The organism is Streptomyces sp. B93 (genome assembly GCF_018070565.1).
GTDB lineage: Bacteria > Actinomycetota > Actinomycetes > Streptomycetales > Streptomycetaceae > Streptomyces.
The window spans coordinates 1-17702 of sequence record NZ_JAGPXL010000059.1; the positions used below are offsets into that span (position 1 = coordinate 1).

The following is a 17702-nucleotide window of genomic DNA, read 5'->3' on the forward strand; positions in this document are numbered from 1 at the left end:
GGCCACCCGTCTTTCCGGGCCGTCCGCTCGCTTCTCACCCGGGCTGGAGCGGGCCGGGGTCAAGGGTGGCCCGCAGGGCCATCGCCGAAGGCGACGCGGAGCGATAGCGGAGCGCCCTTGAGGCCGGGTCGTGGAAGCACGACACTGGCGAAGAAGCGGGCGGCCCCCACGGCAACCCATCCCTCCCACGGCCCCTGAACCCACGGAATTCAACCCGAACTTGTGCCCACCCCACCTCTAGTAAGCGCTTGCCATCGCACGGTACGGTCCCGCCCATGAGCCGTGCCAGACGCACCAGCCATCTCACCTGCCTAGCCCTCACCGCAACCATCGCCCTCGGCACCGCACCGACCCCCAACCCCGCCCACGCCCAAGCTCCCGCCCGACCTCCCGCCCTCGGCATCGACCACTGCACCCCCACCGCCTGCCACTTCGACGTCCCGTCCGGCGCCTACGACGTCAAGGTGGTGCTCGGCGGGGACTCGGCGTCCAGTACGAGCGTCGGTGGGGAGACCCGGCGGGCGCTGCTGCCCGAGACGGCCGTACCGGCGGGGGAGCGCGTCGCACGGGCCTTCACCGTGGACGTGCGTACCCCTGAGGGTGAGCCCACCGGGGCTGACGGCACCCCGGGGCTCGACCTGGTGTTCGGAGGTGCCGCGCCCGCGCTCGCCGACATCCGGGTCACCCCGGCCCGTCGCCATACCCGGCAGATCCTCCTCGTCGGCGACTCCACCGTCTGCGACCAGCCCGGCGACCCCTACTACGGCTGGGGGCAGCAGTTGCCGCAGTTCCTCCGCAAGGGGCTGTCCGTCGCCAATCACGCCGACTCCGGTGAGAGCACCGTCAGTTATCTCGCCGACCCCCGGCTGTGGGACACCGTACGGCCGCTGATCCGGCCCGGTGACCTCGTCCTGGTCCAGCTCGCGCACAACGACAAGACCACCGACGAGCCGACCTACCGCGCCAACCTCGAGGCCCTGGTCGCGGGGGTGCGGGAACAGGGCGGGGAGCCCGTCCTCGTCACCCCGGTCGTGCGGCGGTGGTTCAACGCCGACGGCACCCTGAACAACGGCACCGCCCTCCTCGTCAACGGGCTCGGTGTCGACCACCCGGCGGTCATCCGCTCGGTCGCCGCCGCCGAGGACGTCCCGCTGATCGACCTGACGGCGCGGACGAAGGAGGTCGTCGAGGCGCTCGGTGTCGAGGGCTCCAAGTCCCTCTACCTCTACGACGAAAAGCGCGACAACACCCACACCTCCCGGCACGGCGCCACCGTCTACGCGGCCCTCGTCCGCGACGAACTCCTCGCCCGCCGACTGGTGCCCCCGGGCCTGGTACGGGTGGGATGAACCCCTGGGGCGCCCCGACCGGAACCGGGGCGTCCCAGGCCCCCGCTGGAAGGACCCCGCCCATGGAACTGCCTCCCGACGACGGCACCCACAACCCCCACACCCTCAGCCCTCTTACCGGCTTCACCCGCGCCCACTGGGAGGCCGCCGCCGACGCCCTGCTCGCCGCCGTCGGGCCGTACACCACCGAGGACCGTGCCCTCTACCACCTCCCCGGCGACCGCACCAGCTGGTCCGGCCACCTCTCCGACGGCCTGGAGGGCTACGCCCGTACGCTGCTGCTGGCCGCCTTCCGTGGGGACGAGAAGGTCCTCGAACGGTACGCGGACGGGCTGGCCGCGGGGGTGTCCGGCGTCTGGCCCCGCATCGAGGACCGCGGCCAGCCGCTCGTCGAGGCCGCGTCCATCGCCCTGGCCCTGCGGCTCACCCGACCCCTGCTGTGGGACCGCCTGCCCGACACGGTGCGGCAGCGCGCCGCGGACTGGCTCGGCGACGCGCTCACCGCCGAACCCTGGCCCTGCAACTGGGAGTTGTTCCCGGTGACCGTCGGCGGATTCCTGTCCGAGGTCGGCCATCGACCGGAGGCCGCACGCGCCGCCGTCGAACGCGGGTTGGAACGCCTCGAGCGGTGGTACGTCGGCGACGGCTGGTACACCGACGGCGACGGACGCAAGTTCGACTACTACAACGGCTGGGCCCTGCACCTCTACCCCGTCCTGCACGCCTGGCTCGAGGACGACCCCCGCCTCCTCGACCACTACGGCCCCCGTCTCTCCCGTCATCTCGCGGACTACTCCCGGCTGTTCGGCGGCGACGGCGCCCCCGTGCGCCAGGGCCGTTCCCTCACCTACCGTTTCGCCACCGCCGCCCCCCTGTGGCTGGGCGCGCTCACCGGCCACACCCCCCTGTCGCCCGGCGAGACCCGGCGCCTGGCGTCCGGCGCGCTCCGGCACTTCCTCGACCGGGGCGCCGTCGACGAGCGCGGCCTGCTCACCCTCGGCTGGCACGGCCCCGACGACTCCGTCCTCCAGGGCTACTCCGGCCCCGCCTCCCCGTACTGGGCCAGCAAGGGCTTCCTCGGCCTGCTGCTGCCCCCGGAGCACGAGGTCTGGACGGCCGTCGAGGAACCCGGACCGGCGGAGCGCGCCGACGCGGTCACGCCGCTCGCCGCACCCAACTGGCTGCTCCAGTCGACCCGTTCGGACGGGCTCGTCCGCCTCCACAACCACGGCAGCGAGGACACCCGCTACGACCCGTACTACACGCGCCTCGCCTACTCGACCACCACGGCGCCCTCACCGTCGTACGACAACAGCCTGCTCGTCGGTGGCGACGGGAGCCGTACCGGGATCGAGCCGCTCGGGGTGGGGGACGGGTGGGTGGCCTCCCGGCACCGGGCGGGGGGCGGGGTGCGGGTGGTGAGCCTGGTCGTGGTGCGGGGCGCCGTGGAGGTGCGGGCGTTCTGGGTGAGCGGGGCGGCCGAGGGGACGGTGGTGCGGGCGACGGGGTGGGCCGTGGGAGAGGAAGGCGCGGCGTCCCCGCGGGCCGAGATCCGGGCGGTGGTCGGGCTGGACGATTCCCTCACCGGAGTCACCGGAGTCACCGGAGGCACCGAAGGCACTGGGGCCACTGAGGCCACCGGGATCACTGGGGCCATTGGAGCCACTGAGGTCACCGGGGTCCTAGAGGACGCGGCGGCGCTCTTCGTGGTGCTCGTGCGGCTGACCGGTGAGCCGGATCCGCTGCCGTTGGGGAAGCTGGTGGGGGTGACGGTGGACGAGGGGCCGGAGTTGGGTGTGCGGTGGCTCGGCGGCCCCGCCGTCCGGTTCCGGTTCTCCACCGGGCCCGGTGGGCCCACCGTCCGGCCCCTTCCCGTCCAGCCCCTCTCCCTTCCCGCCGAGGAAGGTTCGGCCGGTACCGAAGTGCCGGGCGCCTAGCGTTCGGGGCATGACTGGTCCGACCGCCTTCGCCGCACTCCACCGTCCCGGCGACCCGCTGCTGCTGCCCACCGCCTGGGACCACGCCTCCGCCCGGCTGCTGGCCGCCCAGGGATTCCCGGCCGTCGGCACCACCAGCCTCGGTGTCGCTGCGGGCGCCGGGCTGCCGGACGGTACGGGGGCCACTCGGGAGGAGACCCTGCGGCTCGCCCTCCGGCTCGGCTCCGGCCCCTTCCTGCTCTCCGTCGACGCGGAGGACGGCTTCGGCGACGACCCCGCCGAGGTCGCCGCGTTCGCCCGTGAGCTGTGGGCGGTGGGCGCCGTGGGGATCAACCTGGAGGACGGGCTGCTGCCCGCGCCCCGGCACGCCGAGAAGATCGCCGCCGTGAAGGACGCGGCGCCGGGGCTGTTCGTCAACGCCCGCACCGACACCCACTGGACCGGAGCCGGCGACAGTGGCGACAGCCGCGCCCGCTACGACGAGACCCTCACCCGCCTCCACGCCTACCGGGACGCGGGTGCCGACGGTGTCTTCGTGCCGGGGCTGACCGATCCCGCCCTCGTCGCGGCGCTGGTGCGGGACCTCGGCGGCCTTCCCCTCAACGTCCTGTACTCGCCCGCCGGGCCCACCGTCGCCGAGCTCACCGCCCTCGGTGTGTGCCGGATCAGCCTCGGGTCCCTTCTCTACCGGCGCGCCCTGGGTGCCGCCGCCGAGGCGCTTGCGCAGGTCCGCGCGGGGCGGGTACCGGCGGGCACCACACCGTCGTACGCCGATGTGCGGGCGTTGAGCGGTGGCTGAGACCTGTGCCACTGCCAGATGGGGGCGATCCTGGTAGCGTTGACGCTTTCGCGGGTATCAGACCCTTTGGACTCGTCACCGGCGAAGGGCCGAGCACCGATGAGCATGGACACCCCCTCGGACCGGCGGCTCGCGTCCGCCGTCGTGGTGGACGGCACGGGCCGGGTGCTGCTGGTGCGCCGCAGTGAGCGGGAGCGTTTCCTGCCCCGGGTGTGGGGCGTGCCCTGCGGGAAGCTGGAGCCCGGTGAGAGCGCCGCGGACGGTGCGCTGCGGGAGCTGAAGGAGGAGACGGGGCTGCTCGGCGAGGTCGTCCGCAAGGTCGGCGAGTCGTCCTTCGTCAGCGACTACCGGGGCCAAGAGATCAAGAACTGGCAGGAGAACTTCCTGGTCAGGCCGATCACCTGGCAGGTCGCCCTGCCCGAGCCGGACCAGGCGTACGCCTGGCTGGCGCCGGCCGAGCTGTCCGGCGTCGACATCGACGACTACAACCTGGACGTCGTCCGTCAGGCACTCACCCGGCCCTGAGCAGTTCCGCCAGCCCGGTCAGCGCCTCAAGGTAGTCCGGCACTCCCATCGGGACCTTGGCCACCGCGCCCGGATGCGGGCCCGCCGCCGTGAACACGTCCGTGTGGCGCCGCCGTTCGGCGCCCGTCTCCAGGAACAGCGTCACCGTGGGCTCCCGAGTGTCGCACCAGGCCCGGTGCAGGGTGTGTGCGGGCAGGGCGTAGGCGCTGCCCGCCGCGAACCGGGCCGTGTGCGTCAGCCGCAGCCGCGCCGGACCGGCGGGCGACAGCCGCCAGTGCGCGGACTCCTCCGCCAGGGACTCCTGGTAGCGGTCGGTACGGAGGCCGCCGTCGCCGTCGGTCTCGTACAGCTCCATCGCCAGCCGCCCGCGCACCACACAGGACGCCAGCGGGGAGCGGTGGTTGTGGATGTCCTCCTTGCCGAGGGCGCCCCGGCCCGGGTGCCACAGGTGGGCGCGGAGCATGTGGCGCGGGCCGCCGTCGATCAGGAGCAGCTTGTCGAAGCCAAGGACGTGGCGGTACGAGAGGTTCGCGAGGCCCGCCGGGTCGTCGTCCTCTCCGGAGGCGATCTCGGTGATCAGGTCCAGCAGCCGTTCGGGGCGGCCGAGTTCGGCGACCACGTCACGGGCTGCGACCGCCAGCTCGTGCTCGGGCAGTTCCGCGTCCAGTGTCTCCGTCAGCAGCCGCCGGGCCGCCAGGACGTGCCGACCACCCATGTGGTCTTCCTCCAACTCCGGGCCGCGCGGGCCCAGTTCAGTGATGGTGGGGAACGGCCGGTCGATCCGGCTGGTACATCCATACGGCATGCGCGCGCAGCGCCGAAAGGCCTTGGTACGTCATCCACATCGGGCGCCGCAGCTCGGTGCTGTCGCCCCGGCCCCAGATCCAGATGCCGTCGGTCTGCCCGGCCCACACCGCGCTGATCGCGCCGTCCAGCCGCTCCCGCCACTCCGGCATGAGCCCGTCCCGGCGGGCGGCCTCCAGCGCGCCCGGGGTGAGCAGGGCGCGGGCCACCCAGGAGGCGGTGAAGTGCCGTACGTTCAGCACCTCGTGGCGTGCGGGGTCGTCGGTGCGGGGGCGGCGTACCTCCTCGCGCAGGTTCTCCAGGTCCAGGCAGCTGTGGTGGGGCGCGTCGCGGCAGGCCAGCAGCCAGCGGACGCCGTCCTCGCGGGCGGCGCGGGCGGCGGCGCTCTCGCCGAGCACCCGGGCGGCCCGGTCCAGGGCGATCACCGCGAGCGCGGTGTGCAGGGGTGACGGGGGGCCGTAGGGCGGGCCGAGGCGGTAGCTCCAGCAGCGCAGGTGGTCACGGCGGTCGTCGCTGATCGCGCCGTCGGCCAGGGCCTCGTGCAGCCGGGGGACGATCTCGTGGTCGGGTGCGGCGCGCAGCAGGCCGCGCAGCACGGTCGTCACGACGTGGGTGGACTCCCGTCCCGGCCGGTCCAGTTGCCGGGTGAAGGCGCCGGTGCAGCGGTCCACCTCGGCGGCGAGCAGTTCGCGGGAGGCCCCGGCGCGGGCGAGTGCGCCCAGTACCAGCGCGGTGACCTCGGGGCGGGCCTCGGCGCCCTGCGACCGCGCCGACCAGCCGCCGCCGGGCAGCCGCAGCCGCCACAGGGTCTCGACCAGGTCGCCGGTGCTGAGCCGGCCGTCGGGCATGCCGAGGTCGAGCATGGTGTGCAGCCCGTATGCGGTGCCGACGGGGGTGGGGCGGTGCACGGCGGGGTCGGGTGTGGCCGGGGTGGGCCGGCCGGGTTCGCCGAGGGAGTGGGACCAGCCGGTCAGCCGGCCCGCGTCCGGGTCGTCGACCACCGACACCTGGGCGACGAGGGTCTCGTAGGCGGCGGCGAACACCTCGGGCAGCGGGCCCGGGCCCGGCGCGAGGGCGCCCGTGCCGAGGGCGGCGGGATCGTGCGGCCCGGCGGTGGCAGAGGCGGCGGAGGCGCGGGCGCGCAGCAGGGCCGCGGCCAGCCAGGCCGCCACTCCGGTGCCCACTCCGCTGACACCGGCGACCAGATAGCGGGCGGCCTCACCGCCGAGGGAGTCCGGCAGTACGCCGAAGAGGAACTGGAACACTGCGTACCCGGCGGCGAGGCAGCCGAGGCCGCCGAGCCAGCCGACGAACCGCGCGGGTGGTGAGCCCCCGGCGTCCGGTCCGGTGGGCGGGGCGGGGTCGGGGGTGCGCAACGGGCCGCGTCCGAGCCGCTGTTGGGTCAAGGCGCGCTCCCTCCCCCGTGGTGGCCCCCGAGTGTCGGCACGCGGGGCTGGATGAAGATCCCAGTCTAGGGAACCGGCCCCGACTCGTCGTTCGTACCGCTGTTTTCGCCCTCCCACACCGAGCCCTCACGCCTGGCCCCCACCGAGCCCTCCCACACCGCGCCGCTCACTTCCGTCACCGAGGTGTCTCGCGCGGCCAGTGCTCCAGCGCCGTGTGCAGGGCGTCGACGGCCTTGTCCCAGGAGGCCTGTACGTCGCGGGAGTGCGCGAAGGCTCCGGCGGCCTCCAGGACGCAGTAGCCGTGGAAGGTGCTGCGCAGCAGGCGGACGGCGTCGGTGAGGTCGGGTTCGTGGAGGTCGTAGGCGCGGAGCATGCCGTAGGTGACGTCGGTGGTGCGGCGCAGGGCGGGGGAGTCGGTGGTCAGCTCCGGGTCGATGCGGATCTGGGTGGCGGCGTAGCGGCCGGGGTGGGTGAGCGCGTACGTGCGGTAGGCGGTGGCGAAGGCGGTCAGCGCGTCCTTGCCCGCGCGGCCGGCGACCGCCGCCGCGATGGCGTCGATCAGTTCGGCCCCGGCGAACAGCGCGAGCCGGGTGCGCAGCTCGCGCAGTCCGCTCACGTGGGAGTACAGGCTGGCGTCCTTGACGCCGAAGCGGCGGGCGAGCGCGGACAGGGTGACGTGCTCGAAGCCGACCTCGTCGGCGAGGTCGGCGGCGGCCGCGACGAGGCGGTCGGCGGTGATGCCCGCGCGGGCCATGGGCGACCACCTCCTCCACCGTTGCGCCGACCGACTTCGGCGGCAGCCTAGTCGAGCCGGGAGGGGCGGCCGGGACGGAAGTCAACTGCCCTTTATATCAAGGGGAGTTGGGGAAGCTGTGGAGGATGGTTCGAGCGTCCGTGTCGGGGACGTCTGGTGCTCACCACCGGGTCGTTCAAAATTCACCTTCCGCCCTGATCCTCCTCACGCGGCGCAGTGAGCGCCGCAGCAGGCAGCCGCGCATGGCAGCGGCATCCAGGAGGCACATTTCATGGGTCACGGTCACGGCCACGGACACGGCCACCACCACGGACACCACCACGATCACGATCACGGGCACTCGACGGCCCCCCTGCCCGCCGCCTTCGACACCTCCGTGCCGGACGAGGCCCTCTCCCCCGAGCAGCAGTCGCGCCGCTCGCTGCTGCGCCGCGCCGGGCTCCTCGGCGCGGGCCTCGCGGCCACCAGCGTGGTCGGCTCGGCCGCCGCCCCCGCCTACGCCACGGCCGCCTCCTCCGGCAGCCGCAAGAAGAACGGATTCCTGTGGCTGGCCGGTGACCACCACATCCACACCCAGTACAGCAGCGACGGCAAGTACCGCGTCGTCGACCAGGTCCGCCAGGGCGCCCGCTACGGCATGGACTGGCTGGTCATCACCGACCACGGCAGCACCACGCACGCCAGGATCGGTGTCGACAAGGTCAACCCCGACATCCAGCAGGCCCGCGCCGCCTACGAGGACACCCTCGTCTTCCAGGGCCTGGAGTGGAACATCCCCGCCGCCGAGCACGGCACGGTCTTCGTGCACCCCGGCAAGAACGAGGTCTCCGTCCTCAAGCAGTTCGAGACCGACTACGACGGCAGCGTCAAGGGCGCCTCCGACTCCACCCCCGCCAACGAGGCCCTCGCCATCGCGGGCCTGAACTTCCTCGCGGAGCAGGTGCGGCGGCGCAAGGTCAAGGACGCGCTCATGCTCGCCAACCACCCGGCGCGGCGCGGTGTCGACTCCCCGCACGAGATCCGCGGCTGGCGCGACGCCACCGGCGCCGACCGGCAGATCGCCGTCGGCTTCGAGGGCGCCCCCGGCCACCAGGCGGGCGGCCTGCCCGCCCCGCTCGGCCCCGGCCGGGCCCGCGGCATCTACGACAACAACCCCAGCGCCAACTCCTTCGCGGGCTACCCGCCGGAGTCCTACCGCACCTGGGGCGGCTTCGACTGGATGACCGCCACCGTCGGCGGCCTGTGGGACAGCCTCCTCGCCGAGGGCAAGCCCTGGTGGATCACCGCGAACTCGGACTCGCACCAGAACTACGGCGACACCACCATGCGCGGCCCGAACAGCGACTTCAACGCCAACGGCAAGTACGAGGACCCGGTCTACGCCGGTCAGATCGACCTCGCCCAGGCCGACTACTGGCCCGGCTACTACAGCCGTACCCACGTCGGCTCCGACGGCTTCTCCTACGCCGCCGTCATGGACGGCATCCGCGCGGGCCGCATCTGGGTCGACCACGGCCAGCTGCTCAGCGCCCTCGACGTCCGGGTCTCCGGCGGCAGCCGCTGGGCCACCCTGGGCGGCGCCCTGCACGTCAAGAAGGGCACCAAGGTCACCCTGACCGTCGACGTGGCGCTCGCGGGCGGCCCCAACTGGGCGGGCTTCGTGCCCCGGCTGGCCCGCGTCGACGTCATCCAGGGCGATGTCACCGGCGAGGTCTCCGACAAGGACACCTTCACCGCGCCGACCGCCAGGGTCGTCCGGTCGTACGAGGTCAACAAGTCCACCGGCACGGTCCGCCTCACCTACGACCTCGGCAAGGTCGACCGTCCCGTCTACGTCCGGCTGCGCGGCACCGACGGCAAGCGCGGCGCGGTCGGCGCGATGGGCGCGGCCGTGGACCCGGCGGGCCCCGCCCTCGATGTCGTCGGTGACGCCGACCCGTGGCAGGACCTGTGGTTCTACACCAACCCGGTGTGGGTCCTCCCGTCGTGACGACCTCCTACGCCCTCACCGCCGACGCCGGTCTGAGGGACCTGCGCGCGGCCGACCATCTCCTCCAGGCGCTCGCCGCCGGACTCGCCCTCCCCGAGGGCACGTTCGGCTGCACCCATCTGGTGCGGGACGACCGGCCGCGCGTGGTGGTGTCCTTCGTGTTGCCGTCGGGCGCCCTGCTGGGCCCGGTGCGGGAACGGCTCACGGCCGAGGGGCATGACGTGACGGAAGGTGTTCCGGACGCGTCCGGCCGGGCGGTCGTCTATCCGGGTGCCCGGGACCTCACCGGCACGCTGACCGTCGCGGACGTGCTGGCCCGGTCCGCGATCGACCGGGTGACGGTCCTGGGCGCGGCCGGGGAACCGGAGCCGTCCGCCCGTCTTGTGACCCGTGACCATGTGCGCCCGCAGTGGCAGGGCGGTGATCTCGTCCTCACCGCGATGCCCGCGATCGGCGGCACCCTCGTCCCCTTCGAGGTGCCGGAACCGACGCCGTGCTGCGCGGACCACTGAGGGCCCGGGAACGAGCCAGGCCATCGCGCGACTCCCCCCGGTGAACGGGCAGTTGAACCGGGGGGAGCGCGCAATGGCCTGATCCCTGACTGCCGTGAAGCGGCGTCCGGAAGGGGCCCCCGCGGCAGGTGACGGTGAGATTATCAGAGCGGTACGCGGGGGTGTCCGGACAGTGACCGGTCAGCCCCGCGTCGAGAAGACGAACGAGAACTCGGCCGGGCGGGCGTGCAGGTGGTACTGGGGCAGGGCGCCCGGTCCGCAGGACTGGGAGCCGATGCCCATCTGGCCGTGGTCCAGGTTGACCCACACCTTGTCGCCGGGGGTCAGGTCCGTCAGGTGGGCGGCGGCTTCCAGTTGTTCCGTCGTCCAGCGGCGGGCCGTGAACCAGAACGCCGGATCGCCGTCGATGCGCAGACCGCCCAGCTCCACCCAGTGGACGTCGGCGCGGGCGCCGTTCTCCTGGGGGCGGACGTAGGGGGTCTGGAGGTCGTCGACGGAGGCGGTCCAGCGGGCCGACCGGGAGGCGGACCGGGTGTCGGGGTAGGCCTCGCCGGGGCCGCCGCCGAACCAGCGGACGCGGCCGGCCCGGGGGAGGGCGAGGCGGACGCCGAGCCGGGGGAGCGGGAGGGTCCAGTCGCCCTCCGGGACGACGGAGACCGTCAGTTTCAGGCGTTCGCCGTCCGACGCCCAGCGGTAGGCCGTCGCGAGGCCCACCTCGGCTCCGGCGGGTGCCACCCGGGTGCGCACGGTGAGGCCGGTCCCGTCCGGCTCCACGGCGTCCACCCGGTGCCGCATCCGGTGCAGGCCCAGCTTGCGCCAGAGGGGGCCGAGGCGGGCGTCGGGCTGCCAGGGGGCGCCCTCGTCGTTGTCGGTGGGGGCCCGCCACACGTCCAGCCGGGGGCCGGTGACCTCCAGGTCGCCGAGGGCGAGCAGGGTGCCGGTGCGGGCGTCGAAGGTGGCCGGGCCCAGGTGGATGCCGTCGGAGGCGGAGGTGGGGGCGGTGCTCGGGGTGAGGGCCGGGGGGCGGTGCGGGGTCACGGGGAGCTGGGTCCAGGCCACCACATGGTCCCTCGGGGCCCAGGGGGCGTCCTGGGCGAGCAGGGCGCGGATCGTCCAGCGGGCCTCCGGGCCCTCGGCGGCGGGCGGTTCGGGGAGTTTCAGCTCCGCCGACTCGCCCGGGGTGAGGGCCGGGACCGACAGGGTGCCCGTCGCCGCCGTCTCGCCCTCGACGTCGTACGACCAGGTGAAGGTCAGCGCCGACAGGTCGGCGAAGTCGTGGGCGTTGGTGATCCGTACCGAGCCGTCCCTGCCCTGGCCCTCGATGCGGACCGGTTCGATCACCTTCCGGTACTCCAGCAGGCCCGGTGACGGGGTCCGGTCGGGGAAGAGCAGGCCGTCGCAGACGAAGTTGCCGTCGTGCAGTTCCTCGCCGAAGTCGCCGCCGTAGGCGAAGCCCAGCTCCGGGTGCCGGATGCCGTGGTCGATCCACTCCCAGACGAAACCGCCCTGGAGACGGTCGTACCGCTCGAAGAGGCGCTGGTAGTCGGCGAGTCCGCCGGGGCCGTTGCCCATGGCGTGGCCGTACTCGCAGAGGACGAGGGGGAGTCGGCGGCGCTTGCGGGTGCCGCCGTCGAGGGAGCGGCCGATGCGCTCGACCTCCGCGTGCGGGGGGTACATCCGGGAGTACACGTCGGTGTCGCGGCAGTCGACGTCACCCTCGTAGTGGACCAGCCGGGAGGCGTCCCGGGCGTGGATCCACTCGGCCATCGCGGTGAGGCCGCGGCCGGTGCCCGCCTCGTTGCCGAGCGACCAGACGACGACCGAGGGGTGGTTCTTGTCCCGTTCCACCATGCGGGCGGCGCGGTCCAGCAGGGCCGGGGTCCAGCGGTCGTCGTCGACCGGGTTGTCCCGCCAGGACTGCTCGGTGAAGCCGTGGGTCTCCAGGTCGCACTCGTCGATCACCCACAGGCCGTACTCGTCGCACAGGTCGAGGAAGGCCGGGTGCGGCGGGTAGTGGGAGGTGCGGACGGCGTTGATGTTGTGCCGCTTCATCAGCAGCACGTCCTGGCGCATGGTCTCCAGGTCCAGGGCGCGGCCGTGCTCGGGGTGCCACTCGTGACGGTTGACGCCCTTGAAGAGGAGCGGCCTGCCGTTGACCTTGATCAGGCCGTCCTCGAGGGCGACCGTGCGGAAGCCGATGCGCAGCGGCACCCGCTCACCCGGCGTGGCGAGGACACCGTCGTACAGCGTCGGGGTCTCCGCGGTCCAGGGGTCGACCGGTACGGTCGCCGTCGCGCCGGTGGCGATGTCGATGTCCAGCGCGGGCACCGTGATCCGGCCCGCGACCCCGGAGTCCACGCACAGCGTGCCCTCGCCCGTGCGGTGGTCGTAGGAGGCGTGCACGAAGAAGTCGGTGACGCTGCCCTCGGGGCGGTGCAGCAGGGTGACGTCACGGAAGATGCCCGGCAGCCACCACTGGTCCTGGTCCTCCAGGTAGGAGCCCGCCGACCACTGGTGGACCCGGACGGCGAGGACGTTCCCGGTGGGCCGCAGCAGCTCGCCGACCGCGAACTCGTGCGGCAGCCGCGAGCCGGTGAACCAGCCCAGCTCCGTGCCGTTGAGCCACACCCGGGCGCAGGACTCGACCCCGTCGAAGCGCAGCAGGGCGCCGCCCTCGGACAGCCTGGGCCAGTCCTTCGGCAGGTCGAAGACGCGCACGTGGTCGCCGGTCGGGTTCTCGGTGGGGACGTGCGGGGGGTCCACCGGGAAGGGGTAGAGGTGGTTGGTGTAGACGGGGGAGCCGAAGGCGCCGTCGCCCTGGAGGACCCAGTGGCCGGGGACGGTCACCTCCGCCCAGTCGCGGGTGTCGTGTCCGGGCGCCGCGAAGGCGTCGTCGTGCGCGTCGGCCGTCGCCGAGCGGCGCAGGCGCCAGGTGCCGTTGAGGGAGAGGGACTTCGCGTCGGACGCCGGGTACCAGGCGCGCGGCGGCAGGACGCCCGCGCCGGGGGTGACGTCCGTGACGTAGGCGGTGGTGCGCAAAGACATCGGTCTCCTTGGTCAGCCCTTGATGCCGGTCTGTGCGATGCCCTGGACCAGCCAGCGCTGGAGGAAGAGGAACACGAACACCAGGGGCAGGATGGAAATGGCGGTGGCCATGAAGATCAGATGGAAGTTGACGGTCTGGTTGGTCATGTACGAGGAGAGCGCCACCTGCACCGTCCAGGCCTGCTCGTCCTGGCCGATGACCAGCGGCCATAGGAAGGCGTTCCAGCCGCTGATGAAGGTGATGGTGGCGATGGCGGCGAAGAAGTTCAGCGAGTTGGGCACGACGACGCGCCAGTACGCGCCCCAGTAGCCGAGTCCGTCCACGCGCGCCGCCTCCTCCAGTTCCTTGGGGAATCCCAGGAAGTACTGCCGGAAGAGGAAGCAGGTGAAACCGCTGAACAGCCCCGGAATGACCAGTCCGCGCAGACTGGACACCCATCCGAGTGACGACACCAGCACGAAGCTCGGTACGAAGGTGACCGCGGTCGGCACCATCAGGGTCACCAGGACGGCGTAGAAGATCTTGTCGGCGTGCCGGTAGGGGATGCGGGCCAGGCCGTATCCGGCGAGGGAGCACACCAGCAGGGTCCCGAGCGTGTGCAGGACGCCGACGACCGCGGAGTTCCACAGGGAGCGGGCGAAGGGGACCGTCGGGTCGTCGAACAGTTCGGTGACGTTGCCCCACTGGATGTCCGTGGGGAAGAACCGCCACTCCTCGCCGGTGATCTCGGCGTCCGTGGACAGGGCGTTGCGGACGATCAGGTAGAAGGGGACCAGGAAGAGGAACGCGGCGATGCCGGTGGCGAGGTACAGGCCGGTGCTGGTGGTCGCCCGTCTGGTGTTCACTTGGCCTCCTCACCCCTCCCGAAGCCCATGAGCCTGCCCTGGAACAGGGTGACGACGCAGATCAGCAGGGTCAGGATCATCGCGCCCGCGCTGCCCGCGCCGTAGTCCTGGTTCTCGCCCAGCGCGGTGTAGTACAGCTCGACCAGTGGCGGGCGGCCCCAGGTGGTCTTGGCGAGCAGGTTGAAGAACTCGTCGAAGGCCTGGTAGGCGGCGACGAGCAGCAGCAGAACCACGGCCGTGGAGGTGGCGCGCAGCTGGGGCAGCGTGACATGGCGGAAGGTCTGCCAGCCGGGTCTGGCGCCGTCGAGCGCGGCGGCCTCGTACAGCTCGCGCGGGATGTTCTGCAGGGCGGCCAGGAACAGGATCATGTAGAAGCCGGACTGGAGCCACAGCCGTACGGTGACGATGACCAGCCAGTACCAGGGCGGGTTGGGATCGGCGAGCCAGGCGATGCCGTCGACGCCGAACCAGCCGAGCACGGTGTTGGCCAGGCCGAAGCGGACCCCGCTGAACACGGACATCTTCCAGATCAGCGAGGCGGCGACGAAGCTGACCGCCGTCGGCAGGAAGAACACCGACCGGAAGAACGCCCGCATGAAGCGGATGCGGTTCACCAGCAGCGCGAGCCCCAGGGAGAGCGCCCAGGTGACGGGGACGACGATCGCGGCGAAGACGGTGAAGGTGACCAGGGCGTCGGTGAAGCGGTCGTTCGTCAGCATGTGCCGGTAGTTGTCGAAGCCGACGAACGTGCTCGGGGTGACCGTGTAGCGCGCCTCGAAGAAGGACAGGTACGCGCTCCAGCCGATCGGGACATAGACGAAGATCACGAGCCCGGTGAGGAACGGGCCGGTGAACAGCCAGAAGTTGAGGGTGCGGCCACGGATCATGGTCGGGGTCCGTCCTAGTCGGCCTATCCGAACAGCTTCTTCAGCTCCCGGCCGACGGTCCGGTCCGCCTTGTCGAGGGCCGCCTCGGGGTCCCCGCCCTTGCGGACCGCGTCGGCGACGACGCCCTCCAGGGCGACGATCATCGCCTGGGTCCAGGCCGGGTTGTCGAAGTGCCCGAACTCGTTGAACAGCCGTACGCCCTCGGCCGCCAGGCCCGTCTTCAGCTTCTCGGCGGACTCGGCGAGGGAGGTGCGCGGCGGGATGTGGAAGCCGTACGACAGGGCCCAGTCCTCCTGGTGCTCCTTCTGGTCGATCCACAGCCACTTGACGTACTCCTTGGCCTCGTCGATGTGTCTCGACTTCGCGTTGACGAACATCGACCAGCCGCCGTTGACCACCGCGGGCTTCCCGCCGTCCGCGGACGCGGGGAAGGGGATGATGCCGACGTCGTCGCCGAGGGCCTCCTGGATCACCGGCATCGCCCACATCCCGCACCACTGGATGGCGACCAGGCCCTGGGTGATCGCGGAGGGGTCCCACCAGTCGGCGGGCGCGTCCAGCAGCAGGTGCCCGGCCTCGAACATGGAGCGCAGCTTCGTCAGGCCCTCGGCGACCGCGTCCGTGTGGTAGGCGATCTCGTTTCCGTCGGTGAGGGTGTCGGCGCCCGTGGACCAGATCAGCGGGTTCATCACCGGGGTGACCGAGTTGCCGAGGAAGACGCCCTTGACCTTGTCGGTGGTGAGCTTGGCCGCGGCCTCGACCAGTTCGTCCAGGGTGGCGGGGGGTTCGATGCCCGCGTCCGCGAGCAGGGACTTGCGGTAGTAGAAGAACTGCGGGTCGTCGATCATACGGACGCCCCAGATCCTCCCGTCGATGGTGTGCGAGGCGATGTCCGCCTGGTTGAAGTCGTCCTTGACCGGTTCGACCAGTTCGGTCAGATCGGCGACCTGGCCGCTCCTGACGAGCTGTATCTGGGGGTGGAACTCGAAGACGTCGGGGGCGGTGTCGGTGAGCAGCGCGGAGAACAGCTTGCTCTCGAAGTTGGTGCCGGTGATCCACTGGGTACGGACGGTGGCCTTGCCGTAGTCCTTGGCGTACCGCTTGATGGCCTGCTCGGTGCCCGCCTCGCCGTAGGCGTGGAAGTACTGCACGAGGTTCGGGCCCGACCCGGAGCCGCCGCCCCGTCCGTTGTCGCCGCCGCAGGCGGCCAGCGCCCCCGCGGCGGTCAGGCCCAGGGTGGCGCGCAGTACGGATCGGCGGTCCCAGTTGGTGTTGCTGCTCAGTGCCGACATGGCGACGTCCTTGTCTCGAGTGCGGCTGCGGCTCTCACTGACCCCGTGACTCGTTCGGCTTGCGGTGCGGGACGTTAACCTTCGGCCAATACTTCGGCAAGGGGTTGGACGAAGTGCGTGCGAAATGTTGCGCGGTGTTCGGGATGCCGGACGAGCCGGATGAGCCGGACGAGCCGGATGAGCCGGACGCGGGGCGTCAGGCGGGCGGTGCGGTACGGCTCCGGGCGGGGGCGGGGGCAGGGGCAGGGGCGGGGGTGCGTCGCGTGGCGGCGGCGCCGCGCTGTCCGGCCGACTGGAGCGTGCCCTCCAGCGCGAAGGTCGCCGCGCCCAGGCACACCGGGTCGGTGGGGATCGGGGAGAGCACGATCTCGGTGGCGGCCAGCGGACGCCGCAGGGCGTGCCGGGCGACGGCCTCGCGCACCTCGGCGAGCAGCGGTTCCCCGAGGGTGGCCGCGACCCAGCTGCTGAGCACCACGACCTCGGGGTTGAGCAGATTGACCAGGTCGGCGATCCCGGCGCCGAGATAGCGCGCGGTGTCCCGCAGCACCCGTACGGCCAGGGGGTCGCCCGCGGCGACGCCCCGGGCCAGCGCGTCGACGGTGGCGGTCTGGTCCTCGGGGTGCAACAGGGCGCTGTCCGGGCTCAGTTCGCGCAGGTGCCGCATGATGCCGGGCGCGCCGACGTACGTCTCCACACAGCCGTGGTTGCCGCAGTGGCACGGCCGCCCGTCGAGCACCAGGGTGGTGTGCCCCCACTCGCCCGCGCTGTTGCTCACCCCGCGGTGCACCCCGCCGCCCAGCACCAGCCCGGCGCCCACTCCGGTGCCGAGGTTGACCACCACGGCGTCGCTGCGCCCGCGCGCCGCCCCGAACCACAGCTCGGCCACCGCGCAGGCGCGCAGCGGGTTGTCCAGGTGGAGCGGGTAGGCGATGTGCTCGGCGAGCAGACCGAGCAGCGGCACGTCGCGCCAGTGGTCCCAGTTCGGCGCGTACTCGGAGACGCCGGTGGCCCGGTCCACCTGCCCCGGCATGCTCACCCCGACGCCCAGCACCCGGGCCGCCTCGACCCCGGCCTGCGCGACCACCGAGCCGACGGCGGCGGCGACCTTGCCGACCAGCCGCTCGGGGCGGCTCTCGCCGGGGCGGACGTCGTCCTCGGTGCGGGCCAGCACGTTCAGCGCCAGGTCGAACAGTTCGACATGGACGTACGTCTCCGCGATGTCCACGCCGATCAACGCGCCCCCCGACGCGTTGACGGCGACGAGCCCCCGCGGACGGCCGCCCGCCGAGTCCTCGAAGCCCACCTCGGTGATCATGCCCAGGTCGAGCAGCTCACCGACGAGCGTGGCGACGGTGGCCAGGCTCAGTCCGGTGGCGGCGGCCAGCTCCTGCCGGGAGGTGGGGGAGGAGGCGATGATCTGGCGCAGCACCCCGTAGCGGTTGGCGGTGCGGATGTCCCGTGATGTGCGCACGGTGGGGAGGCTATGGGGTGCGGCGGGCTTTCCACAAGGGATGTGCGAAGGGGTGCGGCAAGTCCGTCCGGTGTCCGGGTGCCTT

The 17702-nt window shown here is 72.5% G+C and carries 14 protein-coding genes; 6 read left to right on the plus strand and 8 right to left on the minus strand.

Annotated features, from left to right (window positions below; genetic code table 11):
• Window positions 1-275 precede the first annotated feature (275 nt).
• The 4 genes from KBY47_RS32595 (at window position 276) to KBY47_RS32610 (ending at window position 4610) form a co-directional block, all read left to right on the plus strand.
• Window positions 276-1349 carry a rhamnogalacturonan acetylesterase gene (locus KBY47_RS32595; RefSeq protein ID WP_210927616.1) on the plus strand — a complete coding sequence of 358 codons (1074 nt, stop codon included), beginning with the start codon at window positions 276-278 and terminating at the stop codon, window positions 1347-1349.
• 62 nt (window positions 1350-1411) lie between these two features.
• Window positions 1412-3286 (plus strand): DUF2264 domain-containing protein, encoded by a 1875-nt coding sequence (locus tag KBY47_RS32600; protein WP_210927618.1) that lies wholly within the window; start codon window positions 1412-1414, stop codon window positions 3284-3286.
• A 10-nt stretch (window positions 3287-3296) separates the two neighbouring features.
• Window positions 3297-4085, plus strand: coding sequence for an isocitrate lyase/phosphoenolpyruvate mutase family protein (locus tag KBY47_RS32605; protein ID WP_210927620.1), 789 nt, complete (start codon window positions 3297-3299; stop codon window positions 4083-4085).
• Between the two features lie 105 nt (window positions 4086-4190).
• Entirely contained in the window at window positions 4191-4610 is a 420-nt protein-coding gene (locus KBY47_RS32610; RefSeq protein ID WP_210927666.1) for an NUDIX hydrolase, read from the plus strand.
• On the opposite strand, the gene KBY47_RS32615 is transcribed toward KBY47_RS32610, so the two are convergent.
• The 3 genes from KBY47_RS32615 to KBY47_RS32625 all read right to left on the minus strand — a co-directional run bounded on the left by KBY47_RS32615 (window position 4597) and on the right by KBY47_RS32625 (window position 7574).
• Window positions 4597-5325 (minus strand): hypothetical protein, encoded by a 729-nt coding sequence (locus KBY47_RS32615; RefSeq protein WP_210927622.1) that lies wholly within the window; start codon window positions 5323-5325, stop codon window positions 4597-4599. The genes KBY47_RS32610 and KBY47_RS32615 overlap by 14 nt on opposite strands.
• Before the next feature lie 37 nt (window positions 5326-5362).
• The gene (locus KBY47_RS32620; protein WP_210927624.1) at window positions 5363-6820 is read right to left on the minus strand and encodes a hypothetical protein; all 1458 of its coding nucleotides are present in this window, start codon (window positions 6818-6820) and stop codon (window positions 5363-5365) included.
• A 175-nt stretch (window positions 6821-6995) separates the two neighbouring features.
• The gene (locus KBY47_RS32625; RefSeq protein ID WP_210927627.1) at window positions 6996-7574 is read right to left on the minus strand and encodes a TetR-like C-terminal domain-containing protein; all 579 of its coding nucleotides are present in this window, start codon (window positions 7572-7574) and stop codon (window positions 6996-6998) included.
• Window positions 7575-7845: 271 nt separating this feature from the next.
• Here KBY47_RS32625 and KBY47_RS32630 point away from each other — a divergent pair, with 271 nt between their 5' ends.
• Window positions 7846-9564, plus strand: a complete 1719-nt coding sequence (locus tag KBY47_RS32630) for a PHP domain-containing protein (RefSeq protein WP_210927629.1) — start codon at window positions 7846-7848, stop codon at window positions 9562-9564.
• Window positions 9561-10076, plus strand: coding sequence for a hypothetical protein (locus KBY47_RS32635; protein ID WP_210927631.1), 516 nt, complete (start codon window positions 9561-9563; stop codon window positions 10074-10076). Before KBY47_RS32630 ends, KBY47_RS32635 begins: the two co-directional genes overlap by 4 nt.
• A 180-nt stretch (window positions 10077-10256) precedes the next feature.
• Here the strand turns inward: KBY47_RS32635 and KBY47_RS32640 are convergent, their stop codons facing one another.
• The 5 genes from KBY47_RS32640 to KBY47_RS32660 form a co-directional block, all read right to left on the minus strand.
• Complete coding sequence (locus tag KBY47_RS32640; RefSeq protein WP_210927633.1) at window positions 10257-13121, minus strand: glycoside hydrolase family 2 TIM barrel-domain containing protein; 2865 nt, start codon at window positions 13119-13121, stop codon at window positions 10257-10259.
• Between the two features lie 12 nt (window positions 13122-13133).
• The gene (locus KBY47_RS32645; protein ID WP_210927635.1) at window positions 13134-13967 is read right to left on the minus strand and encodes a carbohydrate ABC transporter permease; all 834 of its coding nucleotides are present in this window, start codon (window positions 13965-13967) and stop codon (window positions 13134-13136) included.
• Window positions 13964-14854 (minus strand): carbohydrate ABC transporter permease, encoded by an 891-nt coding sequence (locus KBY47_RS32650; RefSeq protein WP_247695592.1) that lies wholly within the window; start codon window positions 14852-14854, stop codon window positions 13964-13966. The genes KBY47_RS32645 and KBY47_RS32650 overlap by 4 nt, the downstream gene beginning before the upstream one ends.
• 23 nt (window positions 14855-14877) lie before the next feature.
• The gene (locus KBY47_RS32655; RefSeq protein WP_210927637.1) at window positions 14878-16146 is read right to left on the minus strand and encodes an ABC transporter substrate-binding protein; all 1269 of its coding nucleotides are present in this window, start codon (window positions 16144-16146) and stop codon (window positions 14878-14880) included.
• Between the two features lie 196 nt (window positions 16147-16342).
• Window positions 16343-17617, minus strand: coding sequence for an ROK family transcriptional regulator (locus KBY47_RS32660; RefSeq protein WP_210927639.1), 1275 nt, complete (start codon window positions 17615-17617; stop codon window positions 16343-16345).
• Window positions 17618-17702: the final 85 nt, after the last annotated feature.